Here is a 26,575-nt window from a genome sequence, read left to right as displayed (position 1 = left end):
AATGAACAGCCTCCAGACAAAACCCGTCTACTTGATCGCTGCGTCGGTGTTCAACCACGCAGGCACTGAGTGCGCCGATTTACATGGCCCGGTGCGGGCTGCCCAGCCGTTGGATTTTGCCCCGGACCACCTGGCCTATCCCGTGACCGTACCGCGACTGCCCACCACGGTGTTCGACCGCAAGATTCAACGCAGCGTCGAACCTCAGGGCGCCCGTTTGCTGTATTGCGCCGGGCAGCTTGCCGGCGCGTTGAATGACTTGCACCTGCCTGGCGAGCGCGTGGCGCTGATGGCCGCCATTCCGGAAGTGGACGGCCCCAGTTCCTGCTGGGAAGCCGTGCAGGCCATCGCCGAACAACCGGACGCACTGCTCGCACAACTCTTCGCTTATACCCCGCCGCTGCACGCACTGATGATGCTCAACAGCAGCGTCATGGCCTATGTAGCCGAGGCGCTGCACTGCCGTGGCCCGATGGGCGGTTTCTGCTCACAGGGAAATGCGGGAGTCGATGCGCTGATTGAGGCGTTCGAACACATCGCCGGTGGCCGGGCCGACGCCGGGGTTGTGGTCAGCAGTAGCCCGAACCTCTCGCCTGCGCTGTACCTGCGCGACAGCACCGAACAGCCTGCACTCCCGGCGCCGGATCGTTATGGGGAAGGCGCAGCGTGCCTGTTGCTGACGTCGTGCACGCCAACCCACGGCGCCTTGCGCATCGCCGGGTTCGCCCGTGGTTACAGTGCTTGCCCCGAACGCTCGAACGCCGTGGCGCACAAGGTCATCCAACAAGCATTAAGCCGAGAGAAAGTAGGTTTGCGCGACGTAGCACACGTCGTCGCCGCGCCGGACACCCCCTTCCTGCCGCTTCTGCTCGCAGACACCCAGGCGACGCTTCACAGCTCCCGGCCCATGACCGGCGACCTGGGAGCAAGCGCCCTGTTGACTGAAATCGCCCTGACCCTTCACGACCAGCGCGATGGCTACACATTGCTGCTCAATCACAGCCGTGCGGGCCATTGGGGCGCCGTATTACTGGCCAAAGAAGCCATGGAGAAACAGGCATGAGCCCACCAAGGATTGTGATAACCGGCCTGGGTGCCGTGACCGGTTTCGGTTTCGAATGGCAATCAATGTGGGCGCAGATGCTGCGCGGTGAGCACTGCATCCGCCCATGGCAACCCGAAGGCGTGGCCGACGGTAGCTTCCCGGTGCGTTACGCCGCGCCAGTAGACACCCGCCAACTGCCGGACTACTTGAAAGGCCATCGCGCCTGGCAGATGCCCCTGGAAAAACGCAGCCAGTTGGGTTGGGTGGCGGCCAGCCAAGCGATCACCGACAGCGGCCTGAGCGCCGCACAACTGCGCGATGCGGCCGTACTGTGCGCGTCCGGCGCACCGGCCCACAACATTCAGGACATGCTGCTGACCGTGTCCGGCGAGCAGCAGGCTTGCCCTGCATGGCGCCACTTGATGGCCAAGGCTGACCAGGTCAGTGCGGCCCACTCGCTGTGCCAGAGCAACGACCGGCTGGCCAGGGTGATCGCTGACGACAGCGGTTGCGAAGGTCCGGTGATCAACATCAGCAGCGCCTGCGCCGGGGCGTCCCAGGCCATCGGGAATGCCTTCCAGATGATCCGCCGGGGTGAAGTCGACGTCGCTGTCGCCGGCGGGGCCGACTCGGTGTTGAGCCTGGACACCATGACCGCGCTTTACCTGTTGGGCGCAGCCAGCAGCGAGCAACGCTGGGGCGAAGGGCTTTGCCGTCCATTCGATCGCCATCGCAGCGGCCTGGTTGCTGGCGAAGGCGGTGGTTTTGTAGTGCTCGAAACCCTGGAGAGCGCCCTTGCCCGTGGCGCCGCGCCGTATGCCGAAGTGCTGGGGTTTGGCAGCAGCCTGGACGGCTACAAGGTCACCGCACCCGACCCGCAAGGGCGAGGCGCCGCCCTGGCGATGCAGACCGCCTTGCACGATGCCGGCATCCGCCCGCAACAGGTGGACCTGATCAACGCTCACGGCACGTCCACCCCGCTCAACGATGCCGCCGAAACCCTGGCCATCAAGTCGGTATTCGCCCAGGACGAGCACTATCGACGGCTGGCAATCAGCGCCAACAAGTCCCAGTTCGGGCACTTGATCGCGGCCGCTGGCGCACCCGAGTTCATCGTCACCGCACTGGCCTGCCAGCACGACCGGATTACCCCGACCCTCAACCTGCACAGCGCCGCCGACGACTGTGATCTGGACTACTGCGCCCATCAGACGGTCAACCGCCGAGTTGACGTGGCGCTGAGCAATTCATTCGGCTTCGGTGGGCTCAATACCTGCCTGGTGCTGGGCAAATACCAGGAGCACGCACAATGAGTGCCGCACAAACACCCATCGCTATCGCCGGCAGCGGCTGTGTCTTGGCCAGCGGATGGGGCGTGGACGCGTTCTGGACTGCGGCCTGCGAGTCGCGCAGCGGGATCAAGCCATTGCGTTCCTTGCAGTTTCACAGCGAGCGGGTCACGGCCTTTGGCCAGATCCACTATGACGATCATCAACGCAGTCGTCAGGACCTCGCGCAGAACCTGCAACGCTACTGCACGCCCGCCGTCATCTGGGGTGTCAGCGCGGTTCGTCAGGCACTGGCCGATGCCGACCTGACAGCCGGTGCAGACGGCCTGACCTATGGGCTCTATTGCTGCCAGGGTGGATACACCCACCCTTCTCTGGCGTCCTACGGCGAATTGCTCCACGAATGCCGCCAGGGCGAAGGGGCAGACATGCACCTGCTGGCCCGACGTATTTTGCAGGAGCGGGCGCAGGATCCGTTCCTGGTGCTCAAGGGCCTGAGCAATATCCTGCTGGGCGTGACCAGCCTGGCGCTCAAGCTGGAGTGTGAATGCAACGCCTACATGCAGGGCGTCTCCGGCAACCTGGCAGCCTTGCGTGAAGCCTGTGCCGCGTTGCAGAGCGGGCGCATTGATGTAGCGATCATTGTCGGTGCGGGCAGCGAACTCGATGCCCTGGCACTCAGCGCCTTGGTACAGGCCGGCACCATCAGTGCGGACGGCTCGGAGACCCTGCGAGCTTTCGACGCGCAAGGCACGGGCGGTATCGCAGGTGAAGGCGCGGCAGCCCTGGTGTTGCGCCGTCGCGAGGATCTGGGGGATGAACCCCAGGTCTGCCTGCAAACAATGACCGCCCATGTCTCTATCGAGGCACTGAACCTGCCAGACCAGCCAACCGATCTGCTGGTGTGCACTGGCACCGGCACGCCCGACAAAGATCGGCAATTGAGCCACGTACTGGGCCGCACCGGCGGCGCCCACATCACCAGTGGCGTGCCGGTGACCGGCCTGCTCAGTGCGGCTCCCAGCCTGGCGGACCTGATCCTGGCCCGCTGCGCCCTGCTCGCCCAGCGTGTGCCACCGATTGCCGGGCTAAGCCAACCCGTGGCCGCGCACCTGCCCTTTGTGATGGGCGCTCCCTATTCAACGACGCTCACCGAGTGCCTGGTGCTCAACCGCGACGACAACGGTTTCAGCGCTTGTTACCAATTGAAGTACAGCGAGCAGGCCAATAACGCCTGACGTTTTTTGTACAACACCCTCCTCTTTTATAGGACATGGATGTGATGGATTACCGTGATTTTGTTCGCCCAAAGTTTGTAGATCTGCTCCAGGCCCTGGGGCTTGAGTGTGAGTTCAAACGCGCACTGGGCAGTCGATTGTTCTACCGCAACCGCAAGGGTGACGAGGTCACCGTGACGGATTTTCTCGGTGGCTATGGCGCGGCGTTGTTTGGTCACAACGACCCGCAGTTTGTCGAACAGCTCTGCACACTGTTGCGCAATGACGTGCCCTTTAACGCCCAGATGTCGATCCGCGGCACGGCCGGAGCCCTAGCGCGCGCGTTGAGCGAAGCCTTCAATCGCGAGCTGAAGAACAACGAACAATACATTTCGACCTTTTCCAACAGTGGTGCCGAAGCGGTCGAAATTGCCGTCAAGCATGCCGAGTTTCGTCGTCAGAAAAACCTGCAACGCCAGTTCGACGAACTCGACTTCACCCTGGCCCAATTGACCTCCAGCGACCGCGCCTACCGCGAAGTGGATGTCGCTGACCTCGACTTGCCGGCAGGCCTGCTGCCCGCGCACCTGAACACGGCCACGGTGCGCCAGGTGGTTGAAGCGGTGCGCCAGCACAACCTCGCCGAATTGCATGTCGAGCCGGTCTTTGTCGCTTTGCGCGGTAGTTTTCACGGCAAGCTGGTCAACACTGTGCAACTGACGTACGGCCGCCAGTATCGCCAGCCGTTCGCGCGGTTCGGCCTGAACGTGGAGTTCATTGACCCCCAGCAACCCCATCAACTTCAGGAGCTGCCCGCGCGCCACACCCGACATTGGCTGAGCCTGCAATGGAGCGGGGATCAACTGCTGGTCAAGCGCGATGCGTTCAGCGCGATCACCGCCGTACTGATGGAGCCGATCCAGGGCGAAGGCGGCATCATCGAATTCTCGACTGATTTTTACCGGGCGTTGCGTCGCCTGTGTAACGAACAGCAGTGCCCGTTGATTATCGACGAGGTGCAGTCGGGCTTCGGACGGACCGGCACCTTCCTGGCCAGCAGTCATTTCAATCTGCAAGGCGATTACTACTGCCTGTCCAAAGCGCTGGGCGGTGGCCTGATGAAGATCGCGGCCACCGTGATTCGCAGCAGCCACTATGAAAAAGACTTCAGCTATATCCACAGCTCGACCTTCGCCGAAGACGATGCCTCTTGCCACATCGCCCTCTCGGCGCTCAATCGTCTGTTTGCCGATGACCAAGCGATGCTCAAGGACGTGCACACCAAGGGCGAATACCTAAAGGCCTCACTGCTTGAGCTCAAGGCGGCCTACCCAGGGGTGATCGCCGATGTGCGGGGCCGCGGCCTGTTGCTGGGCTTTGAGCTGCACGACCAAAGCACCAACAGCTCGCTGGTGCAGGCTTCAGCCCAGTACAACGACGCCTTGGGTTACCTGATTGCCGGCTACCTGTTGCAGTTTGAAGCCCTGCGCGTGGCGCCTTCGGGCAGCAACTCCAATGTGATCCGCCTGGAGCCGCCCGCCTGCATCACATTCGCCGAGATCGACGGGCTGATCAAAGCCCTGCAAAAGGTCTGCGACATGCTGCAACGCGGAGATGCGTTCCCGTTGGCCGCTACCATTTGCAATGACCTGATCCCGGCGGTCGCGCCGCGCGACACCGGCTTCCAGGTCAACGCCCTGCCCAACGCCCCGCAGGACACCCCCATCGTCGCCCGCGTGGCCTTTATCAATCACTTGATCGATGCCGACATCCTCGGTGATGTCGATCCCTCACTCGGCCAACTGAGCACCGAACAAAAATGTGTGTTCATGCAACGCACCGCACCGGAACGCCGGGCGGCCCCCGTGGGCCCGGTGGTGATCCGCTCGAAGCTGGGCATGGCCGTGGAGTTCACGTTGTACCCACTGTGCATGGACTCCAACGCCATGGCGGACTACATCATCAGCGGCGATCTCGATGTGATTCGCAAAGAAGTCGGCAATCGCATCCTGGACGCACGCGCCGATGGCTACCGCGTTGCCGGGTTGGGGATGTACACCTCCATCGTGACCAACAACTGCCAGGCCCTGAAAATTCCGGACATGGCGCTGACGTCCGGTAACGCCTTGACCATCGGCATGGGCCTTGAGGCCATCGAGCAAGGCTGCAAACAACAGGGGCTTGAGTTGCACGCACAAACGGCAGCCGTGGTCGGCGCGGCCGGTAACGTGGCGTCGACCTATGCGTCGCTGCTGTCAGCCGCTGTCGACCACGTGATCCTGATTGGCAGCGGCCGCGATGGCTCGCTGCGCCGTCTGGAAAAAACCGCCCATCTGATTTACGCCGACGCGGCCCGCTCGATTCTCAAGGGCACGGCCAGCGACGACTTGCTGGCGCAGCGCCTGCTCGACATCGACGGCATTCACGCGCTGCTAAAGGACTTCGGCAGCAGCTCGCAGTTGGGCCTGCAGGTCTCGCGCCTGGTGCAAGAACGCCTGGGGGCCAACGCCTTCATTACCGTCACCGATGACCTGCAAGCCCTCAAGCGCGCACGCATCGTGCTGTGTGCGGCAAACGCAGCGCAGCCGTTTCTCGACGCTGGGCATTTCGCCGAACACAGCGTGATCTGCGACATCGCCGTGCCGCTGAACGTTGACCAAGCGATCGGCACCCAGCGCAGCGACGTGCTGTACATGCACGGTGGCATTGTCCAGACGCCGTTCGACGACGGGCTCGCGCCGAATGTGCGGGCCTACCTGAAACAGGGCCAGTTGTATGCCTGCATGGCCGAGTCGGTGCTGATGGGGCTTGCGGGAATTACCCAGCATTACTCCTACGGCGACATCAGCCGCGAACAAGTGCAGCAGATTCGTGCGTTGGCGGCGATCCATGGCTTTGGCCTGGCGCAGTTCAAGACCCACAACTCACTCTAAGGAACGGCCATGACCACTAAAACAGCGGTAGTCACCGGAGGCAGTCGCGGCATCGGCAAAGCGGTTGTCCTGGCACTGGCCGAGGCCGGCTACCGGGTTGCATTCAACTACGTGCGCGACGAAGCGGCGGCCCTGGCGGTGCGCGATGAAGTCGAAAAGATGGGCGGCGAATGCCTTACCGCGCAGTGCGACATCAGCGACGCCCACAGCATCAAGGCGTTTTTCGAACAGGTTGAACAACGCTTCGAACGCATCGACCTCCTGGTCAACAACGCCGGGATTACTCGGGATGGTTTGCTGGCAACGCTCTCGGTCGAGGCCATCAGTGAGGTGATCCAGACCAACCTGATCGGCACACTGCTCTGCTGCCAACAGGTGGTGCCCGGCATGATGCGCCAGCGTCAAGGCTGCATCATCAACCTGAGTTCGGTGGCGGCGCAAAAGCCTGGCAAAGGCCAAAGCAGCTACGCCGCCGCCAAGGGAGGTGTGGAGGCGCTGACACGTGCCCTGGCGGTCGAATTGGCGCCGCGCAATATCCGCGTCAACGCGGTGGCGCCGGGGATCGTCAGCACCGACATGACCGCCGCCTTGCTCGAAACCCACGAGCAGGAGGTCCAGTCGCGTCTGCTGATCAAGCGCTTTGCCGTGCCAGGGGATATCGCCGAGGCCGTGCTGTACCTGGCCGACCGCGCCACCTATATGACCGGCGAAGTGTTGTCGGTCAATGGCGGGTTGAAAATGCCATGAGCGCATCTCGAACTTTTTTAATTTCCGGTGCCGCCAACGGCATCGGCCGCGCAGTCGCGGAACACTTCGCCACAGACGAAGCCCATCGCCTGATCCTGGTGGACCGTGACCTGGCCCAGCTACAAAGCTGGGTCGGCAACGGGGCATTTGCCGCAAGCATCGAAACCCATGGCGTCGATATCGCCGACCTTGCGAGCGTGCAAGCGTTATTCAACGACCTGTCGGTGCGCCTCGGTTACATCGATGTCCTGGTCAACAGCGCCGGTGTCTGCAACGAGAACGAACCGGAGGACTTGGACAACTGGCACAAGGTGATTTCGGTCAATCTGAACGGCACCTTTTATGTCACTTCGCTGTGCCTGCCACTGCTGGCGGACCGAGGGCGAATCATCAATTTGTCGTCGATCCTGGGCCGCATCGGCAAGGTCCGCAACACCGCTTACTGCGCCTCCAAGCACGGCATTATCGGCATGACAAAAGCACTGGCGCTGGACCTGGCACCGCGCCGGATTACCGTGAACGCGATTTTGCCAGCCTGGATTGATACGCCAATGCTTCAAGGCGAATTGGCGACTCAAGCCAGTATTGCCGGAATCAGTCAGGAGCAGATCCTGCGCAATGCCAAGAAAAAGCTGCCGTTGCGCCGTTTCATCCAGGCTGACGAAGTCGCCGCCATGGTGCGTTACCTGGTCAGCCCGGAGGCCTCCGGCGTCACGGCCCAGAGCCTGATGATCGACGGCGGCGCCGGGTTGGGGATGTAGCCATGAACACAGCATTGCTCACACGCAGCCTGTTGCTTGGCCTGATATCGCTGGCGCCACGCCTGGCGGGTGCGGACCTGCTGCCGACCCATGCCGACGCGGAAGTGGGATTGGCCAGTGCCCTGCGCTTGCACGGGGATGATCCGGTCACGCAGAAGGCGGTGTATTTCAAGGCCAACCTGGAAGACAACTGGGACAGCGGCTACTACAAGGCCAAGGGCCGGGTACGCTACGACGCGCGCTATGACGGGCATAACCCTTATAGCCAGGAGGCACGGGATGACTACCGTTTCAGTGCCGACTGGCGGCATCTGTATTGGGGCCATTACCTGGGTGACGGTGAGGTCACCGTGGGTTGGCAGCAAGTCGTCTGGGGCCGCGCCGATGAGTTGCGGGTGCTGGACCAGGTCAACCCTATCGATTACCGCGAAGGCGTGACGGCCTTGCTTGAAGACAGCCGCATCGCGGTGCCAATGGTGCGTTTGACCCAACCCGTGGGCGAGTGGGAAGTAGAAGCCTTGTGGATAACCGATTTCCTGAAAAACCAGGCGCCGGCCCAAGGCAGCGAATTCGACGCTCCGTTGTTCGCAGTACCGGACCCGGACCTGTTCCTGGTCGGTTCAAAGCCGGACTATAGCGGGCAAAAGGGGTTCTCCTATGGCATGAGCGCCAACGGCAGGATCGGTTCGGTGGACGCCAGCTTTGTCGCCCTCAACGCCCGCCAGCAAGACCCGGTGTATGCCGTCGAAGGTATCGCTGACGATCAGCGCGTGGTTCTGGAGCGCCAGTTCCCCCGCTACAGCATGGGCGGTGCCGGCTTGGCGATCGACGCAGGCCACAGCATCGTGGTGCGCAGTGAGGTGGCCTACTTCGACCGCTGGCACGTCACCAATCCGTACCGTAACCACGGCAGCAGCCAGAGCCCGATGGTCAAGTCCTTGCTGGGCGTGGACTACCTGCTGCGCAACTGGCTGATCTCCGTGCAATGGCAGGAGCAGCAATTGCTCGACTGGCAGCAGGGCATGGTGCAGGACAAACGCGAGCCGCTGTTCACGCTGTCCGCCGAAGGCACCCACCTGCGTGACCGCCTCAAATCCCGCCTGGTACTGGCGATGTCCCCTCCCGCCAAGGACGACGCCTTGCTGCAAGGCATCTTCACGTACACCCCCGTGGACTGGCTGAAGCTGGGGCTGGAGGTGGATGTGTTTTTTGGCAAAGAAGACCGCACGTTTGGCCAATACAGCCAGCGCGACCAACTGCGTGTGTCGGCGGGTTATCTGTTCTGAGCCCCGTTCCGACCTCAATAAAAAAACCACTTCAAGAAAAGGAAATTTCTATGTTGCCGCCCCTCAAGGTCCTGACCGCCAGCCTCCTGATGCTCACCAGCATGGGGGCACTGGCCGACCCGAACGCCGACGAAATCATTCGTCAGGCCCGTGACCGCAATGACGGCAAGAGCTTCATGTCGCAGGTTTCGCTGATCCTGCTGGACAAGCAAGGCAACAGCCGGGTGCGCGAGTTCAGCTACCTGCAAAAGGATTACCCGGACAGTGACAAGTTCACCATGTACTTCTCGGCCCCCAACGATGTCCGCAATGTCGCCTTCCACATCGAAAACCCCCACGAAGCCCTGAGTGCCGAGGACAGCCAATGGATGTACCTGCCGGTCAGCCGGCAAACCCGCCGGATCTCGACCACCGACAAGCGTGGCGCATTCATGGGCAGTGATTACTCCTACGCGGATTTGGACAAGATCCGGGCCGACGACTACAGCCAGACACTGGTAGGCGAAGAGACCATCAACGGGCGTGAATGCTACGTCATCGAGCGCACGCCGGTGTCTGCGCAGATCCTGGCCAAAACCGGCTACAACCAACTCAAGGTCTGGATCGACAAGCAGAACAGGCTGGTCATGCGTCAGGATTTCTTCGACGTCAAAGGCGTGATGTTCAAGCAGATGCGGACGCTGAAAGTCGAGACAGTCGATCAGATCGACAGCATCACCCTCAGCGAAACCGAAGACTTCATCGCCGGCACGCGCTCCCAACTGAAGTTCAACCAGTTGCAGTACAACGTCGAACTGGACGACTGGCTGTTCAACCAGACCGCGATCAAACGCGGCCTCAAAACTGGCGACCTGCCTGAATTTGCCGTCTCCGCTCGCTGAATACTGCGCCTGCCTTTCGTGGAACCGATTGAACTATGGAACGATACCTGAACTTCGTTGAGCGCTATGCGCGCACGATTGTATTTGTGCTGGTGGCGATCACGGCCTACTTCACCTATGCCCTCGGCTCGCTGATGTCGGACACCAATCCTTATTTGCTCAAGGAAAGCCATCCTGCGCGAAAAACCATTATTGAACTGCAACACGAGTTCACCGGCACCTATGACTCGGTCATGGTGGCCCAGAGTAATGCGCACAGTGTGTTTAACACTCAGTCGCTTAACGCCCAGTTCGAAATCTCCCAGGCCCTTCGCCGGCTGATGCTGGCCAATGCCGACGATGAGGTCGAGTTGCGCCGCATTGTCGGCAAACACGAAAGCGACAGTCGCGCCCAACTGTTGGCCAGCGATATCCTCGGCGACGGGTTCAGCCAGAACGATTACGCCCAAGCCAAGGCCCTGCGCGATCACGCCCGCAGCCAGGGCTGGGAGGAGCGCGATCAGCAGTTTCTAGCCTTCCTGGCAGAACGGATCAATCCGATCCAGGAAATGGCCTCGATGGCCGACCTGGAAAACATCAGCCTGAGCGCCGACGGCGAACTGTGGATTCACAAGACACTGCACGCCTTGGACATGGACCCGCAACTCGTCGAAGCCCAGATCATGGGCAATGAGCAAATGGTCGGTGGAGTGGTTTCCCCTGACAGGAAAGTCGCGGTGGTGGTGGCCGAGTTAGGCACCAAGCAAGACGATGCTCAGGCGCAACTGCGGGCTTACCAACAGGTTCGCCAGATCGTCGCTGACTACCAGAGCAAACATCCGCAGTTCACCGATGAAGTGTTCATCGCCGGAACCCCGATCTTCATCGCCGCCCAACAAGAGATCATCGATCACGACCTGGCGCTGCTGTTTCCGATCGTGTTCCTGCTCGTGACCTCCATGCTGGTGTTCTTTTTCCGCAAGCCCTTGGGCGTGTTCCTGCCGCTGTTCAATATCCTCTTCTGCACAATCTGGACGCTGGGGCTGATGGCATTGTTGAAGGTGCCCATCGACCTGCTTACCAGTGTGCTGCCGGTATTTTTGTTCACGATCTGCTGTGCCGACGCGATACACGTGATGGCTGAGTACTATGAGCAACTCAATGCGGGCAAGACGTACCGCGAGGCCAACCGCGAGACTATGCGCCGCATGGTGGTCCCGGTCGTGTTGACCACCGTGACCACCATCGCCACGTTCATGATCTCCACCACCAACAACATCGTCAGCATCCGCAATTTCGGGGTATTCATGTCCATCGGGCTGACGGCCGCGCTGATCATCTCGCTGCTGTTGATTCCGGCGTGGATTTCCATCTGGGGTAAAGACCAGCCGTTGCGTAAAACCGTACACAAAGAGTCGATTATCTCGCGCTACCTGGTGGCTTTTTGTGCCCGCCTGATCCGCTGGCGCAAACCGGTGCTGTTGGTAAGCTTGCCGATGTTGGCGCTGATGACGGTGTTTACCTTCATGGTCGATATCGAAGACTCGGGCATCGCTTACTTCAAGAAAGACAGCCCGGTGCGTGTTTCCGATGAGTTCATCAACCGCTCACGGATCGCGGGCACTTCCCCTGGCTGGATTGCGTTCGATACCAAGACTCCGCGTGGCGCGCTGACCACTGAGACCGTGCAGTTCCTCGACAAACTCGACCACTTTCTCAAGTCCCAGCCCAACGTCAGCTATACCTATTCGGTGGCGGCCTACGTCAAGCGCATGAACCTTGTGCTCAATGACATGAACCCCGAATACCTGCGAGTACCGCAGGCCGTGGAGCAGGTGACGTCAGTCAACGATGAGGGGCAGGCGGAAACCTTTGAAGTCGACGGAAACTCGCTGATCGAGCAACACATCATGATGTTCGAGAACGGCGGCGGCTCAGACTTGCAGAACGTGCTCAATGCCGACTACTCCAAGGCCTTGACGCTCTACACCATGACCTCTTCGGTGGCCAGCGACTACAAAGACATGCTTGATCGCCTGGACGCCTGGCTGTTGGTGAACAAGCCGGCCAACCTGCAGGTGACCCATGCCGGTACGCCGAAAATCTGGACCGGCATCCTGGCGGAGATCACCCAGGGCCAAGTCCTGAGCTTCTCGCTCGCGCTGCTGGTGGTCACGCTGATGATGATGTTCTGGTTGAAATCCGTCCGGCTGGGGATTCTGGGCATGCTGACGCTGCTGACCACCTCGGTGACGGTGTACGGCTTTATGTACCTGCTGAACATTGAGCTGAACATTGGCACGACACTGGTAACGTTCCTTGTAGTGGGCGTGGTGGATTACGCGGTGCACCTGCTGTCGCGTATCAAGTTGCTGGTCCAGGAAGGTATCCACGTGGACGAGGCGATTTTGACGGCGATGCACAGTGTCGGGCGTTCGACGGTGGTCAACGTGGTGATTTTCTCCGTAGGTTTCCTGGCCCTGCTGTTTTCCGCCTACAAGCCGGTCATTGACTTGGGCACGCTGGTCGCGCTGGCTCTGTTCTCCAGCGGTGTGATGACCATTTTGTTAGTAACGCTGATATCTCCGTGGTTCTTCGCAGCCATTGTGCCCGAGCAACGGGGAGATGAACGCGAACACCCAGAACGCCAGGGCGCTTTGGGATAGACGCTGAAGAGGACGACGCCGGCCATATCCATTGAGCACCCACGGATTGCCGGCGTTTGCGAAGCGCACACACCGCTTCATGAGATTGTGCAGCACGTTCGTTCAGGCCGTTTTGGACAGATGTTCAAACTGGCACTGGTACTGGGCGTCCTTGAGGCTGCTTTCGAACTGTTCAAGGCCGTCGTAGATGCTTTGCAACCCTTCGATCTGAGTCTTCAGTTCCAGCTTTTTATCCGCAATGGCCTGGTTGGCCAAATCCCACGGCAGCTCCTGGCCGCGGTGATCCTGAAGGATCGCCTGCATTTCCTTGAGTTTGAAGCCAAGCTGCTGCGCGCATTTGATGAACGTCAGCAGTTCAACGCTTTGCTGGCTATAGACCCGGTACTTACCTTCGCGCGCAGGCGGTGGCAGCAAACCAATGTCTTCATAGTGGCGGATGGTCTTGACTGTCGTGCCCGACAGCTGGGCTGCTTTGCCGATATACATGTAAAAGTCCTTTTTTATGGCACAGACGCGGGGTGCGCACTTTGGCGCGCCGCATCTTCACACATGTGTGCGGCGTCTGAAACCCGGCAGTGTCAAAAGGCTATGCAGTGGCAGAGATGAAGCAGGCATCGCCTGTTGCAAGGCGATGCTGTACAGCGGTGTGTCAACGAGCAGCGATCTCCTGAGCTTGCTTGAGCCAAGCTTGCCGCTGGGAATCGCCGGAACCGAGGATCGGCCCGAACGTGAGGGTCTTCAACGGTTTGATGCCGCAGAACTCCAACGTGGTCTTGCGCATCTGGTGCAGCCCCGGCATGCGATAGAACCATTTGTAGTACCACGGCGGGGTATCCATCGTGACCAGCAAGTGAGCGGTGCGCCCCTTCAAGAGCTTGTCGGGAAAGGCTTTGCCTTCGCGGTACTTGAAGGCGAAACCGGGAAGGAATATCCGATCGAAAAAGCCTTTCATCAAGGCCGGAATCCCCCCCCACCAGATGGGATACACAAACGCCAGGTGCTCAGCCCATGTGATATCGGCCTGCGCCTTGAGCAGATCAGGCTCCAAGAGCTGAACCTGCTTGTAGCCATCGTGCAGCACGGGATCGAAGCGCAGCGCATCCAGCCGTAACAGACGCACCTCATGCCCCGCACGTGTAGCCGCCTCCACATAAGTGTCGGTCAGTGCTCCACAGAAACTGTCGGTTGAGGGATGCCCCAAAATCACCAGAACTCGCTTACTCATCATCACTTCATCCTGAAAGTTGAGCGTTCAGAATAGGGTGTGCCCGTAACGGGAGAGTCAACAGGGAGGTTTGCCAAATGCTGGTATAGCCTGGTGCATTGCGCACCGGCAGGTAAGCTCCAAATCGCAGGCAAAAAAAAACCCGGAAATCCTCACTTACGTGGGCCTTCCGGATTTTCTAAACCGCCAAAAATGGTGGGTCGTGTGGGATTCGAACCTACGACCAATTGGTTAAAAGCCAACTGCTCTACCAACTGAGCTAACGACCCGCTGTGTGGTGGCGCGTATAATACTGATTTCTAAGGATTATTCAACACCTTATTTGAAATAAATCAGAAATAACGCGTTGGGTCCGTAATTCCGGCCATTTTGAAGCCCTCTGCACGCAGCCGGCAGCTGTCACATTTCCCACAGGCACTACCGCCTTCGTCTGCCTGATAGCAGGAAACAGTCAGCGCGTAATCGACGCCAAGTCCTACGCCAGCCTTCACGATATCGGCCTTGCTCATGTTTTGCAGCGGCGCCTGGATACGAAACCCCTGCCCCTCTACACCGGCCTTGGTGGCCAGGTTGGCCATGCGCTCGAAGGATTCGACGAACTCCGGACGGCAGTCCGGGTAACCGGAATAATCCAGCGCATTGACGCCGATAAAGATGTCGCGGGCGTTAAGCACTTCGGCCCAGCCAAGGGCCAGGGACAGGAACACTGTGTTGCGTGCCGGTACGTAAGTGACCGGGATGCCTTCCGAGGGTGCTTCTGGCAGGTCGATGGCGCTGTCGGTCAACGCCGAACCACCCATCCCGCCTAGATTCAGGCCAACCACCTTGTGCTCGATCACACCGAGGTCGCGGGCGACGCACGCAGCCGCGTTCAACTCGGCGCGGTGACGCTGGCCATAATCGAAGCTCATGGTGTAACAGCTATAGCCTTGCGCTCGCACCATGGCCACCAATGTGGCGGAGTCGAGACCACCGGATAGCAGAATGACTGCGCGCTTTTGATCAGTCATCTCAGCGCCCCGGCTCGTCGTTCCACAGGTATTTATGCAGCTGCAATTGCAGGCGTACGGGCAAGTTATCGGCAACCACCCAGTCGGCCAGATCGCGTGCGTTGAGGTCATGGTGGCTGGGGGAGAACAGCACTTCACCGGCACGGCGTTCGAGGCCGTACTGGATTAACTTGGAGTTAGCCCAGTCGTAATCCTCACGAGAACAGATGACAAACTTGACCTGATCGTTGGGCGTCAGCAGTTCGATGTTCTCGTAAAGGTTGCGGTGCGCTTCCTTGGAGCCTGGGGTTTTGAGGTCTAGCACTCGGCTCACACGCGGGTCTACCGCGGAGATATCCAAAGCACCGCTGGTTTCCAGGGAGACTTCGTAACCGGCATCACACAACTGCTTGAGCAAAGGAATGGCGTTGGGCTGAGCCAGGGGCTCGCCGCCTGTCACACAGACGTAACGCGGCCGGTAGCCGGCAACCTGCTCCAGAATGTCTTCAAGGGTTCGAACGGTGCCGCCACTGAAGGCATAGGCGCTGTCACAGTATTGGCAACGTAACGGGCAGCCGGTCAGGCGCACAAATACTGTGGGCAGGCCGGCGGTGCGCGTTTCACCCTGTAACGAGTAAAAAACTTCGGTGATGCGTAATGTGTCTTGCATAGTCGCCACGGGCGTAACAGCTAAACAGGCTGTCCGCCTCCGTCAGGCACTTCAAGAAACCCCGCCAACGCGTAGGCCCCAGGAAGCGGGTGTCATAAAAGGGCGTGGATTCTAACGAAAAAACCCGCGCCAGGCGCGGGTTTCTTCTAAACGGACAGCATCGCTTACAAGCGTTGCAGATCCCGTTGAGCCAACTGTGCAGCAGAAGTGCCCGGATATTGGGCAACGACCTGCTGCAGAATGCCTTTGACCTTGTCGGTATGACCCAGGCGGCGCTCTACGTCAGCGAGTTTGTACAGCGAATCCGGCACCTTGGCGTGCTTGGGGTACAGCTGGCTGACCTTGGCAAATGCCTGGCCCGCCCCCTGCAAATCACCCTTTGCCAGGTTCACCTCGCCCAACCAGTACTGGGCGTTGCCCGCGTACTGGCTGTTTGGGTATTTGCGCAGGAAGGCGGTAAACGCCTGGCTGGCCTTATCGAAATCCTTGGCTTTGATCAGGTCGAAGGCTGCATCGTAATACAGCTTTTCCTTCGCAGGATCACCCGGTTCACTGCTGGCGGCAGGGGCTTGGCTCGCGGCCGCGGCCCCTACTGCTGCACCACCGGCAGCGGCGCTTGGCGCGCCACCGGCAGAAGAATTATCAGGAGTAGCGGCAGGTGTAACGCCGGCTCCTATGCGTCGATCAAGATCCTGGTAACGCTCCAGGCCTTCTTGCTTCAGCTGACGCACTTCATTCTGCAGAACTTCAATGGTGCCTTGTTGCTGCGCCAATTGATCCTGCATGCGTTGCAGCTGGTTGAACAGTTCGCCCTGTGCCGAAGGGGCGGACGTAGCCGCCCCCCCAGCATAGGCGCCGTTCGTGCCATAACCTGCTGGCGGATAGCTGCTCCCGCTATTGTTATAGCCAGAGTTGCTATCTTCCACAGGAACCGCAGCCCACACCGCAAGCGGTGCGAAGCTGAGAGCCAATACAGTTAGAGCACGACGGCACGTTCGCATGACGAATTACTTACGCAGTTCGACGCGACGGTTTTGAGCCCAGGACTGCTCGTCGTGGCCAGTAGCAACTGGACGCTCTTTACCGTAGGAAACCAGTTCCAGTTGGCCTGGAGCAACACCTTGCAGTACCAGGTAGCGCTGAACGGCTTTCGCACGACGCTCGCCCAGTGCCATGTTGTACTCACGAGTACCACGTTCGTCGGTGTTACCTTCCAGAACAACGCGAGCGCCGTTAGCTTTCAGGTCCTTCGCGTGAACGTCCAGAGCGCGCATGGCTTCTGGTTTCAGGTCCGAACTGTCGTATTCGAAGTAGAAAGTGGTGATAGCGCGCAGAGCAGCTTCTTCGCTCAGGGAGCCGTCAACTGCACCAGTGTTAGCGCCGTAACCAGCGTTTGGATCAACAGCTGCGCCTTCACCGGCATTGTCGCCGCCTTTAGACGAGCAACCAACGGCTACGGACAGAGCCAGAGCCAGAGCAGCAAACTTACCAAACTTCAGCATTTCCATCGTGAAACTCCTAATGAACCCCAGTGTGTTAAGTACTTCTTTTTGTAGCGCCGCGTCAGTTCAGGTAAGGGGACCAGGACGGTTCTCTGACTTCGCCTTGAGCGGTAGGAAGCGGGAGCCTCACGCGTCCATTAATGGACACGAGCATCAAGACTCCCCGGCCCTGCTGGCGGGTGGCGTAGATTACCATGGTGCCGTTGGGCGCAACAGTAGCTGACTCATCAAGGTTGGTATCTGTGAGGATTTTTACGGTTCCACGCTGCAAATCCTGGGCCGCAACCCGGAAATTAGTGAAGCCATCCTGACGGTGAATCATCACCAACGTCTTTTCATCAGCCGAAAGCTTAGGGTTAGCGTTGTAGTTACCAATAAAGGTCACTCGTTCCGCGCCGCCACCACTAATGCTCGATTTGTAGATTTGTGGCTTGCCGCCCCGGTCAGAGGTGAAATAGATGGTCGAACCATCCTTGCCCCAGAACGGTTCAGTATTGATACCCGGGCCACTGGTAACACGATTGATCTGGCGCGAAGCCATGTTCATCACGTAGATATCCGGGTTGCCGTCTTTAGACAGCACGAATGCCAGGCGCGAACCATCCGGCGACCAGGCTGGCGCACCGTTGAGGCCTTCGAAGTTGGTGATCTGCTCACGACGACCAGTATCGATGTGCTGGACGAAAATGCGCGGACGCTTCTGTTCGAACGACACGTAGGCAATGCGCTTGCCGTCCGGCGCAAAGCGCGGCGACAGGATTGGCTCACGCGATTGCAGCAACGTCACGGCACGTGCGCCGTCGTAGTCCGAGCGCTGCAGAGTGTAGCGGGTGTTATCTACAGAGAAACGCTCAGCCGTTACGTAAAGCAGGCGGGTTGAGAACGCCCCTTTGATACCGGTGAGTTTTTCAAACGACTGGTCCGAGATGTAGTGGGCCATGTCCCGCAGTTGTTCGGTGGTGCCCGAAACGCTGCCGGTCAGGACCTGTTGCTCGGTGGCCACGTTGAACAAGGTGTATTGGATTTGCAGGCGACCGCCGGCCGGCACGATGTTGCCGACCATCAGGTACTGGGCGCCAACGGCTTTCCAGTCACGGAACACGACTTCGCTGGCCTGGTTCGGCTGGCTGATCATGTTGCCTTTCGGAATCGGCGCGTAGTAACCGGAGTTGCGCAGGTCGTCGCTGACGATCTGGGCCATGTCGTCCGGCAGCACACTGCCGCCCTGCCAACCGAACGGTACAACAGCGATCGGGGTGGCCCGGTCGCTACCGCTGGTTACCAGGATGTTCTTTTCATCCGCCGCCGCTATCCCTGCCATACAGCAAATAACGACAAGCATTCCTCGAAGAAGGTTTCTCACAAGGCTAGATCCTCAGGTGTGAATGTCATCTTGAATGAACGATAGGGAGCGAAGTCGCTTGGTTTCATTCCCTGCATCTCGGTCAACCGGCCAATGTTCTTGACTGCGGCAACCGCCGAACTGTCGAACGAACCATCACCACTGGACTTGGCCACGCTGACCGAAGTCACCGTACCGTCCGGCAACATGCCGATCTGCAGCACTACTGTCATGCCTTTGCGCGCCGAAGGTGGACGTGTCCAGCCTTCTGCTGCCCGTGCCCGAATCAGGTCGTCGAAACTGCCCGCGACTTCATCACCACGCTCATCGGCCAAGGCTTGCTGACGCTGCGGCGTGTCGGAGAGCAAATCTGCCAAGGCCTGGGCCTTTTTCTCTTCGGCGGATTTACGCGCTGCTTCCTGGGCCTTTTTCTTGGTGGCGTCGGCGGCAGCTTTCTTCTTCGCGTCGTCGGCGATCTTCTTCTTCGCCTCGTCTGCTTCAGCTTTTTTCTTGGCGTCTTCGGCGGCTTTCTTCTTCGCGTCTTCGACTATCTTTTTCTTGGCCTCTTCAGCGGCCTTTTTCTTGGCCTCTTCTTCGGCAGCTTTTTTCGCTTCTTCTTCAGATTTCTTCTTGGCTATATCAGCCAATTGTTTCTCTTCAGCCTTTTTAGCTTCGGCAGCTTTCTCGGACTTCTTGGCTTCATCAGCCTTTTTCGCCTCGTCGGCCTTCTTCGCTTCGTCAGCCTTTTTCGATTCCTCGGCCTTTTGAGCCGCCTCTTCTTTCTTTTGTTCCGCAGCAGCCTTCACCGCTTCCTGCTCGACCTTCTTCTGTTCCATCTGTTCGACTTCAGTCTGGCGCGCAGCCGACTTCTGGGCCTCACCCGCAATCTTCTGATTGGTCTGGGTGGTGGCCTGACTTTTCGATTTCAGCTGATACAGGGTCGCCTGCACGATCGGCTTGGCTGGCGGCAAGTCCGGGGTCATGGCAAAGCTGACGAACAACATGCCAAACACCAGGACGTGCAGGGCAATTGCCCAGACGCTAGGCCAGAAGTAGCTTTCCGAGGCGGACGGCTCTCGCTGTTGCTGCATCAGGGCGCCTCGGTAATCAAGCCAACGTTACCGACGCCGGCCTTCTGCAGCCCGCCCATGGCGCCCATGACGGAGCCGTAGTCGACCGACTTGTCGCCGCGAATGAAGACCTGGGTGTGCTTGCCGCCTTCGTTGCCGGAGCGAATGATCTTGGTCACAGCATCAGTCATCGCCGGCAGGGTCAGAGCCTTGTCTTGCTGCTTCTGGGTGTCGACTTCGCTGCCAAGGTTCCAGTAATAGGTCTTGTCAGCCTTGATCGAGATGGTCAAGACCTGGGTATTGTTGTCCTGAGGCAAGGCTTCGCTGGAAACCTTGGGCAGATCAACCTTCACACCCTGGTTGAGCATCGGCGCGGTCACCATGAAGATCACCAGCAGCACCAGCATCACGTCGATGTAAGGCACTACGTTCATCTCGGCGACCGGCTTGCGCTTGGTTCGAGCTCGAGTGATTAAAGCCATCGGGGAGTACCTGCTTATTCTTCGCTGGTGTGCACTTTACGGTGCAGGATCGCCTGGAATTCATCGGCGAAGGTGTAGTAACGGCCAATCAGGTTCTCGCCGCGCGCGGCAAAACGGTTGTAGGCGATAACAGCGGGGATAGCGGCGAACAGGCCGATCGCGGTAGCGATCAGAGCTTCGGCGATACCTGGGGCCACTGTGGCCAGGGTAGCTTGCTGGGCCTGGGCCAGGCCTCGGAAGGAGTTCATGATCCCCCACACGGTACCGAACAGGCCGATGTACGGGCTGACGGAACCAACGGTGGCGAGAAACGGCAGGCTCTGCTCCAGCTTCTCTTCTTCACGGGAAATGGCGACGCGCATGGCACGAGCCACACCTTCCATCACTGCTTCCGGATCAACACCCGGCTGCTGACGCAGACGCGAGAATTCCTTGAAGCCGGCACGGAAGATTTGCTCCACACCCGAATCCGGGTCCGGGTTGCTGCCGGCCTGGCGGTAGAGCTTGGACAGGTCGATACCCGACCAGAAGCGCTCTTCAAAGCTCTCCAGGGCACGTCGACCGGCACGCAGCAGGTTGCTGCGCTGAAAAATCATGACCCAAGAGGTAACCGATGCGGCTACCAGGATCAGCATCACCAGTTGAACCACAACACTGGCATTGCTGACCAGGCTCCACATGGAGGAATGGTCGACGACGGTAGGTTCCACGCTAAATCTCCTGCTTTGATTGTTTACCCGCGCCGCTCACGGCGGCAAAGGCCGCACGTAGAGTTTCGGGAATGGCCCGAGGTTTCAAACTGTTGGTGCGTACACACGCCACCAGGAACTGCCCCTCACAGAGCAGCGTTGCATCCGTTGCCCGCCTGACCTGCTGCTTGAAACGCAGGCTGGCACGGTTCAATTCGATTACTTCAGCGCTAACCAGAAGCTCGTCGTCCAGTCGCGCCGGCGCGTGGTAACGCGCCTCGCTGGAATGCACGACGAATAACAGGTCCTCCCCTGCCAGCTGGGATTGGGCAAAGCCCAGCTCCCGTAGCCGCTCGGTTCGAGCCCGCTCCATGAACTTGAGGTAATTGACGTAATAAACGATGCCGCCGGCATCGGTGTCCTCGTAATAAACGCGACAGCGATGTGCGAACGACTGATCCCCGTTTTGCGCGCGCATACTCTAGTGCTTACTCCTGAGGTTGCCAATCCGGCTGGGCAACTGTTTTTTCATTCTTTGAAACATTTGCAGTGACTGAATGACGACGCCAGACACTGGGACAGCACAAACATCGAATAAATCGACTCCCATGAAGCTTTTAATCGTCCACTGCATCGAGGAATTCGTCTACCACGGGCATCTCACCCAATCGTGACGGAATGTTTAACCCAAAGTGCAGATAAGCGTGACGCGTCACCACCCGCCCCCTTGGCGTACGCATGATGTAGCCCTGCTGGATCAGGTATGGCTCAAGAACATCCTCAATGGTATGCCGCTCTTCACTGATGGCCGCAGCCAGGCTGTCAACGCCCACCGGGCCGCCGTGGAATTTCTCGATCATGGTCAAGAGTAGACGTCGATCCTGGTGATCGAAACCATGCTCGTCCACGTCCAGCAAGTTCAGCGCCAAGTCAGCCACTGCCTTGGTGATATGCCCCTTGGCCCGCACTTCAGCAAAATCGCGCACACGACGCAGCAATCGGTTGGCGATCCGTGGCGTGCCACGGGCACGACGCGCAATCTCAAACGCGCCTTCCGGGTCCAAGGGCAAGCCAAGGATGCTCGCCGAACGGCTGACGATGGTCGCCAGATCCGCCGTGCTATAGAACTCAAGACGTTGAACAATGCCGAAACGGTCTCGCAATGGGTTGGTGAGCATGCCCGCACGAGTCGTCGCCCCCACCAGGGTGAACGGTGGCAGGTCGAGCTTGATCGAGCGCGCCGCCGGACCTTCGCCGATCATGATGTCGAGCTGAAAGTCCTCCATCGCCGGGTACAGCACTTCCTCAACGATGGGCGACAACCGGTGAATCTCGTCGATAAACAGTACGTCGTGAGGTTCAAGGTTGGTGAGCAGCGCCGCAAGATCACCCGGACGCTCCAACACCGGGCCGGAGGTGGATTTGATCGACACCCCCATTTCCTGCGCAATGATATTGGCCAGGGTGGTTTTACCCAGCCCCGGTGGACCGAAAATCAATGTGTGATCCAGGGACTCACTGCGCCCGCGCGCGGCCTGGATAAACAACTCCATTTGCTCACGCACGGTGGGCTGGCCGATGTAGTCGGCCAGGCTCAGGGGGCGGATGGCCCGGTCCTGAACTTCTTCACGGTCGCGCGGGCCAGTGGCCGCAATCAGACGATCAGCTTCAATCACTTAAATCATTCCCTTCAGGGCTCGGCGGATCATGTCTTCGCTGCTCAGGTTCTTGTCTTTAATCGCCGACACCGCCTTGCTTGCCTCCTGCGGCTTATAGCCCAGAGAGATAAGCGCGCTGACCGCATCGCTTTCGGCGCTCGCTACTTGGCCCGCCGGCATATCCGGCTGGTTCGGCACCAGGGCGAACATGCTCGGCACAACCTCCCAGGCCTTGAAGCGGTCTTTGAGCTCGACCAACAGGCGCTCGGCGGTTTTCTTGCCCACACCCGGTACCTTGGTCAAAGCCGAGGTGTCCTGGGCCGAAACGGCACGCACCAACTCGTCTACTTCCAGGCTCGACATCAAGGCCAGCGCCAGTTTCGGCCCTACGCCATTGAGGCGAATCAGTTCGCGAAAAAAGTCTCGGTCACGCTTGCCGATGAAACCATAGAGTAGTTGCGCGTCTTCGCGCACCACCAAATGGGTGTGCAGCGTTATCGGCTCACCGACCGACGGTAGGCGATAGAGTGTGGTCATGGGCACTTCGAGTTCATACCCCAACCCGTTTACATCCAGAATCAGATGCGGCGGCTGTTTCTCAGCCAGGGTGCCGCGCAAGCGTCCAATCACGGTTCAAATCCTTAAAGCGTGGGGGTCAGATCGAGGCCTGACCGCAAATTTCGATTGCGCTGATGCTATCAGAGACGCAGCCGCCCGCCACGACTGCGTGCTGTGCCCAACCCGTGGGGCAGCAGGCTGGAACGAGTGTGTGCATGGCAAATGGCAATAGCCAGGGCGTCAGAGGCATCAATCTGCGGTTTTGAGGTGAGCTTGAGCATGTGCATGACCATCATCTGAACCTGCTCTTTATTAGCGGCGCCGGTGCCGACCACGGCCTGCTTGACCTGAGTAGCAGTGTATTCCGCGATTTCCAGGCTCTCTTCGGCGCCGGCGACGATGGCAGCGCCACGGGCCTGGCCGAGCTTCAACGCCGAGTCAGCGTTTTTTGCCATGAACACCTTTTCGATGCCCATGGTCACTGGCCCGTAGGTCTGGATCACTTCGCGCACGCCGCGATAAACAATCTGCAGGCGCTCGGCTAACTCGCCCGCGCCGGTGCGGATGCAGCCCGAGGCGACATAGACGCAGCCGCGCGGGGTGTGTTGCACCACACCAAAGCCGGTGATGCGCGAACCGGGGTCGATACCTAGGATTAAAGTCATAACGCCTGCAGGTTGGATAAACACATTTTTTGATACACCGTAGTTCCAATGTGGGAGGGGGCTTGCTCCCGATAGCTGCGTGTCAGTCAGCTTATGTCTAACTGGACGACCGCCATCGGGAGCAAGCCCCCTCCCACATTTGGATCTACGTCATTCCTCAGCCTAGCTGTTCGGCCACGGATTCCGGGATGTCGGCGTTGGAATACACGTTTTGCACATCATCCAGGTCTTCCAGCATATCCAGCAGCTTCAGCACCTTCTGCGCGCCATCCAAGTCCAACTCGGCGCTGGTGGTCGGCAGCATCACGATTTCCGCGTCGGTGCCTTTGAAACCAGCAGCTTCTAGGGCGTTGCGCACGGCATAGAAGCTGGCAAACGAGGTGAATACATCGATGGAACCGTCTTCGTTGGTCACCACGTCGTCGGCATCCGCTTCCATCGCGGCTTCCATCAGCGCATCTTCATCCGTGCCAGGCGCAAAGGAAATCTGGCCCTTGCGCTCGAACAGATAGGCCACCGAACCGTCAGTCCCGAGGTTGCCGCCACACTTGCTGAACGCGTGACGCACAGCGGCGGCTGTGCGGTTGCGGTTATCGGTCATGCACTCGACCATCACCGCCACGCCGCCTGGGCCATAGCCTTCGTAGGTCAGCTCAACCATGTCGTCGGTATCGGCAGCGCCGGCACCACGGGCCACAGCGCGGTCGATAATGTCGCGGCTCATGTTGGCGCCGAGCGCTTTGTCCAGTGCCAGGCGCAGACGCGGGTTGGAGCCCGGATCACCACCGCCTTGACGGGCAGCGACGGTCAGCTCGCGAATCCACTTGGTGAAAATCTTGCCTTTCTTGGCATCCTGACGCTCTTTGCGGTGCTTGATGTTCGCCCACTTGGAATGGCCAGCCATAACACAACTCCGAAATTCTCTAGAAACCTTGATCAACCCCGCCCCAGGCGGGATACAGCTCTTTAACGCAAAGGCGCATCCGAAGATGCGCCTTTTTGACTGCGTAAAACCCTATAGCGCTTTCACGCAGCAGCCTTACTCAGCCTTTGGCGTCTCGCGCAGACGGATGTGCAGTTCGCGCAACGCCTTGGCATCCACCACACCCGGAGCCTGGGTCATGACGTCCGCAGCACTCTGGGTTTTCGGGAAGGCGATCACTTCACGGATCGACTGGGCACCGGTCATCAGCATCACCAGACGGTCGAGACCGAACGCCAGGCCACCGTGAGGCGGCGCGCCGTACTTCAGGGCGTCGAGAAGGAAGCCGAACTTCTCTTCCTGCTCCGCTTCGTTGATGCCCAACAGGCGGAATACCGCTTGTTGCATCTCTTTGCGATGGATACGGATCGAACCGCCACCCAGTTCGGTGCCGTTGAGCACCATGTCGTAGGCACGGGACAGTGCGCCAGCCGGGTTGGCTTCCAATTCCTCAGGCGAGCACTTCGGCGCGGTGAACGGATGGTGCAAGGCGCTGAAGCTGCCGTCGTCGTTCTCTTCGAACATCGGGAAGTCGACAACCCACATCGGTGCCCACTTGCAAGTCAGCAGGTCCAGGTCGTGGCCCAGCTTGATGCGCAGCGCACCCAAGGCTTCGCTGACGATCTTGGCTTTGTCTGCACCGAAGAACACGATGTCGCCGTCGACCGCGCCCACGCGATCAAGAATCGCGTTGAGGTTGTCCAGCGGAATGTTTTTCACGATCGGCGATTGCAGACCGTCAACACCGTTGGCGCGCTCGTTGACCTTGATGTACGCCAGGCCCTTGGCACCGTAGATGCCGACAAACTTGGTGTAGTCGTCGATCTGCTTGCGCGGCATGCTCGCGCCGCCAGGCACGCGCAGGGCCGCGATGCGGCATTTAGGGTCGTTGGCCGGGCCGCTGAAAACTTTGAAATCAACTTCTTTCAGTTGGTCGGCAACGTCCACCAGTTCCAACGGGTTACGCAGGTCTGGCTTGTCGGAGCCGTAGCGGCGCATGGCTTCTTCGAAGGTCATGTGCGGGAATTCGCCGAACTCCAGGTCCAGCACTTCCTTGAACAGGTTGCGGATCATCTGCTCGGTCAGGCCCATGATCTCTTTTTCATCGAGGAAACTGGTCTCGATGTCGATCTGGGTGAATTCCGGCTGGCGGTCGGCGCGCAGGTCTTCGTCGCGGAAGCACTTGGCGATCTGGTAGTAACGGTCGAAGCCGGCCACCATCAGCAGTTGCTTGAACAACTGCGGCGATTGCGGCAGAGCGAAGAACGAACCGGCGTGGGTACGGCTAGGCACCAGGTAGTCACGCGCGCCTTCCGGGGTGGCCCGGGTAAGGATCGGCGTTTCTACGTCAAGGAAGCCGTTTTCGTCGAGGAAGCGGCGGATGCTGGTGGTCATGCGCGAACGCAGACGCAGCTTCTCGGCCATTTCCGGACGACGCAAGTCGAGGAAGCGGTAGCGCAGGCGGGTTTCTTCGCCGACGTCGGAATATTCATTCAGTGGAAACGGCGGAGTTTCCGACTCGTTCAGCACTTCCAGCTCATAACCCAGCACTTCGATCGCACCGGACGCCATGTTCGCGTTCACGGCACCGGCCGGACGCAGGCGAACCTTGCCGGTGATCTTCACGACGTATTCGCTGCGCACACGGTCAGCGGCGGCGAAGCTCTCGGCGCGGTCCGGGTCAAATACCACTTGGGCCAGACCATCACGATCACGGATATCGAGGAAGATCACCCCGCCGTGGTCGCGGCGACGGTGAACCCATCCGCAAAGGGTAATTTCCTGACCTTCCAGGGTCTCGTTCAGTTGGCCGCAATAGTGGCTGCGCATCATGGTCGTGGTTTCACTTCTCGTAATTCGAAATTCGGTGGAGGCTTGCCTCGTCACCGCACAGTTAAGCAGGGGACGGATAATGCAGTAGCCTGCGCGTGGAGTTCAA

General features: G+C 59.5%; 25 protein-coding genes and 1 tRNA gene. 9 read left to right on the top strand and 17 right to left on the bottom strand.

Annotated features, from left to right (window positions below; genetic code table 11):
- Position 1 precedes the first annotated feature (1 nt).
- The 9 genes from AOA61_RS22845 to AOA61_RS22805 are packed head-to-tail and all read left to right on the top strand — an operon-like array spanning position 2 to position 12,804.
- On the top strand, positions 2 to 1,063 hold the full coding sequence (locus AOA61_RS22845) for a beta-ketoacyl synthase (RefSeq protein ID WP_233896887.1): 1,062 nt from the start codon (positions 2 to 4) through the stop codon (positions 1,061 to 1,063).
- Entirely contained in the window at positions 1,060 to 2,358 is a 1,299-nt protein-coding gene (locus AOA61_RS22840) for a beta-ketoacyl synthase (protein ID WP_099602771.1), read from the top strand. Before AOA61_RS22845 ends, AOA61_RS22840 begins: the two co-directional genes overlap by 4 nt.
- Complete coding sequence (locus AOA61_RS22835; protein WP_099602770.1) at positions 2,355 to 3,572, top strand: beta-ketoacyl synthase N-terminal-like domain-containing protein; 1,218 nt, start codon at positions 2,355 to 2,357, stop codon at positions 3,570 to 3,572. Before AOA61_RS22840 ends, AOA61_RS22835 begins: the two co-directional genes overlap by 4 nt.
- 44 nt (positions 3,573 to 3,616) lie before the next feature.
- The gene (locus AOA61_RS22830) at positions 3,617 to 6,484 is read left to right on the top strand and encodes an aminotransferase class III-fold pyridoxal phosphate-dependent enzyme (RefSeq protein ID WP_099602769.1); all 2,868 of its coding nucleotides are present in this window, start codon (positions 3,617 to 3,619) and stop codon (positions 6,482 to 6,484) included.
- Positions 6,485 to 6,493: 9 nt separating this feature from the next.
- The gene (locus tag AOA61_RS22825) at positions 6,494 to 7,231 is read left to right on the top strand and encodes a 3-oxoacyl-ACP reductase family protein (RefSeq protein ID WP_099602768.1); all 738 of its coding nucleotides are present in this window, start codon (positions 6,494 to 6,496) and stop codon (positions 7,229 to 7,231) included.
- Complete coding sequence (locus AOA61_RS22820; RefSeq protein ID WP_095185758.1) at positions 7,228 to 7,992, top strand: SDR family NAD(P)-dependent oxidoreductase; 765 nt, start codon at positions 7,228 to 7,230, stop codon at positions 7,990 to 7,992. Before AOA61_RS22825 ends, AOA61_RS22820 begins: the two co-directional genes overlap by 4 nt.
- 2 nt (positions 7,993 to 7,994) lie before the next feature.
- Positions 7,995 to 9,278 carry a DUF1302 family protein gene (locus AOA61_RS22815; RefSeq protein ID WP_032890935.1) on the top strand — a complete coding sequence of 428 codons (1,284 nt, stop codon included), beginning with the start codon at positions 7,995 to 7,997 and terminating at the stop codon, positions 9,276 to 9,278.
- A 50-nt stretch (positions 9,279 to 9,328) separates the two neighbouring features.
- Positions 9,329 to 10,159 carry an outer membrane lipoprotein-sorting protein gene (locus tag AOA61_RS22810; protein WP_099602767.1) on the top strand — a complete coding sequence of 277 codons (831 nt, stop codon included), beginning with the start codon at positions 9,329 to 9,331 and terminating at the stop codon, positions 10,157 to 10,159.
- A 35-nt stretch (positions 10,160 to 10,194) separates the two neighbouring features.
- Positions 10,195 to 12,804, top strand: coding sequence for an RND family transporter (locus AOA61_RS22805; protein WP_095185760.1), 2,610 nt, complete (start codon positions 10,195 to 10,197; stop codon positions 12,802 to 12,804).
- Between the two features lie 102 nt (positions 12,805 to 12,906).
- Here the strand turns inward: AOA61_RS22805 and AOA61_RS22800 are convergent, their stop codons facing one another.
- The 17 genes from AOA61_RS22800 to aspS form a co-directional block, all read right to left on the bottom strand.
- Complete coding sequence (locus tag AOA61_RS22800; RefSeq protein ID WP_032890929.1) at positions 12,907 to 13,290, bottom strand: MerR family transcriptional regulator; 384 nt, start codon at positions 13,288 to 13,290, stop codon at positions 12,907 to 12,909.
- Between the two features lie 163 nt (positions 13,291 to 13,453).
- Entirely contained in the window at positions 13,454 to 14,032 is a 579-nt protein-coding gene (locus AOA61_RS22795; protein ID WP_032890927.1) for an NAD(P)H-dependent oxidoreductase, read from the bottom strand.
- Between the two features lie 190 nt (positions 14,033 to 14,222).
- Positions 14,223 to 14,298 (bottom strand) — tRNA-Lys (locus tag AOA61_RS22790).
- 63 nt (positions 14,299 to 14,361) lie between these two features.
- Positions 14,362 to 15,039: a 7-cyano-7-deazaguanine synthase QueC gene (queC, locus tag AOA61_RS22785; RefSeq protein ID WP_099602766.1), complete on the bottom strand. Its 678-nt coding sequence runs from the start codon at positions 15,037 to 15,039 to the stop codon at positions 14,362 to 14,364.
- 1 nt (position 15,040) lies between these two features.
- Positions 15,041 to 15,688 carry a 7-carboxy-7-deazaguanine synthase QueE gene (gene queE, locus AOA61_RS22780; protein ID WP_095185762.1) on the bottom strand — a complete coding sequence of 216 codons (648 nt, stop codon included), beginning with the start codon at positions 15,686 to 15,688 and terminating at the stop codon, positions 15,041 to 15,043.
- Between the two features lie 164 nt (positions 15,689 to 15,852).
- A complete protein-coding gene (gene ybgF / locus AOA61_RS22775) occupies positions 15,853 to 16,689 on the bottom strand; it encodes a tol-pal system protein YbgF (RefSeq protein ID WP_032890921.1) in 837 nt (278 codons plus the stop codon).
- A 6-nt stretch (positions 16,690 to 16,695) separates the two neighbouring features.
- Positions 16,696 to 17,196, bottom strand: coding sequence for a peptidoglycan-associated lipoprotein Pal (pal, locus tag AOA61_RS22770; RefSeq protein WP_003209827.1), 501 nt, complete (start codon positions 17,194 to 17,196; stop codon positions 16,696 to 16,698).
- A 55-nt stretch (positions 17,197 to 17,251) separates the two neighbouring features.
- A complete protein-coding gene (gene tolB, locus AOA61_RS22765; RefSeq protein WP_032890919.1) occupies positions 17,252 to 18,532 on the bottom strand; it encodes a Tol-Pal system beta propeller repeat protein TolB in 1,281 nt (426 codons plus the stop codon).
- 17 nt (positions 18,533 to 18,549) lie between these two features.
- Complete coding sequence (tolA, locus tag AOA61_RS22760) at positions 18,550 to 19,623, bottom strand: cell envelope integrity protein TolA (protein WP_032890917.1); 1,074 nt, start codon at positions 19,621 to 19,623, stop codon at positions 18,550 to 18,552.
- Positions 19,623 to 20,075 carry a protein TolR gene (gene tolR, locus AOA61_RS22755; protein WP_160384999.1) on the bottom strand — a complete coding sequence of 151 codons (453 nt, stop codon included), beginning with the start codon at positions 20,073 to 20,075 and terminating at the stop codon, positions 19,623 to 19,625. Before tolR ends, tolA begins: the two co-directional genes overlap by 1 nt.
- A 23-nt stretch (positions 20,076 to 20,098) precedes the next feature.
- Positions 20,099 to 20,794, bottom strand: coding sequence for a protein TolQ (gene tolQ / locus AOA61_RS22750; RefSeq protein WP_032890916.1), 696 nt, complete (start codon positions 20,792 to 20,794; stop codon positions 20,099 to 20,101).
- A gap of 1 nt (position 20,795) precedes the next feature.
- Positions 20,796 to 21,251 carry a tol-pal system-associated acyl-CoA thioesterase gene (ybgC, locus tag AOA61_RS22745; protein WP_032890914.1) on the bottom strand — a complete coding sequence of 152 codons (456 nt, stop codon included), beginning with the start codon at positions 21,249 to 21,251 and terminating at the stop codon, positions 20,796 to 20,798.
- A gap of 139 nt (positions 21,252 to 21,390) precedes the next feature.
- A complete protein-coding gene (gene ruvB, locus AOA61_RS22740; protein WP_099602765.1) occupies positions 21,391 to 22,449 on the bottom strand; it encodes a Holliday junction branch migration DNA helicase RuvB in 1,059 nt (352 codons plus the stop codon).
- Positions 22,450 to 23,061, bottom strand: coding sequence for a Holliday junction branch migration protein RuvA (ruvA, locus tag AOA61_RS22735; protein WP_003175802.1), 612 nt, complete (start codon positions 23,059 to 23,061; stop codon positions 22,450 to 22,452).
- A gap of 68 nt (positions 23,062 to 23,129) precedes the next feature.
- Positions 23,130 to 23,654, bottom strand: a complete 525-nt coding sequence (gene ruvC, locus AOA61_RS22730) for a crossover junction endodeoxyribonuclease RuvC (RefSeq protein WP_032890913.1) — start codon at positions 23,652 to 23,654, stop codon at positions 23,130 to 23,132.
- A gap of 157 nt (positions 23,655 to 23,811) precedes the next feature.
- Positions 23,812 to 24,558 carry a YebC/PmpR family DNA-binding transcriptional regulator gene (locus AOA61_RS22725; RefSeq protein ID WP_032890912.1) on the bottom strand — a complete coding sequence of 249 codons (747 nt, stop codon included), beginning with the start codon at positions 24,556 to 24,558 and terminating at the stop codon, positions 23,812 to 23,814.
- 135 nt (positions 24,559 to 24,693) lie between these two features.
- Entirely contained in the window at positions 24,694 to 26,469 is a 1,776-nt protein-coding gene (aspS, locus tag AOA61_RS22720) for an aspartate--tRNA ligase (protein ID WP_032890910.1), read from the bottom strand.
- Positions 26,470 to 26,575: the final 106 nt, after the last annotated feature.

The organism is Pseudomonas sp. 2995-1 (assembly GCF_002742505.1).
Lineage (GTDB): Bacteria > Pseudomonadota > Gammaproteobacteria > Pseudomonadales > Pseudomonadaceae > Aquipseudomonas > Aquipseudomonas sivasensis.
This window is presented reverse-complemented; position numbering and strand designations above follow the sequence as displayed.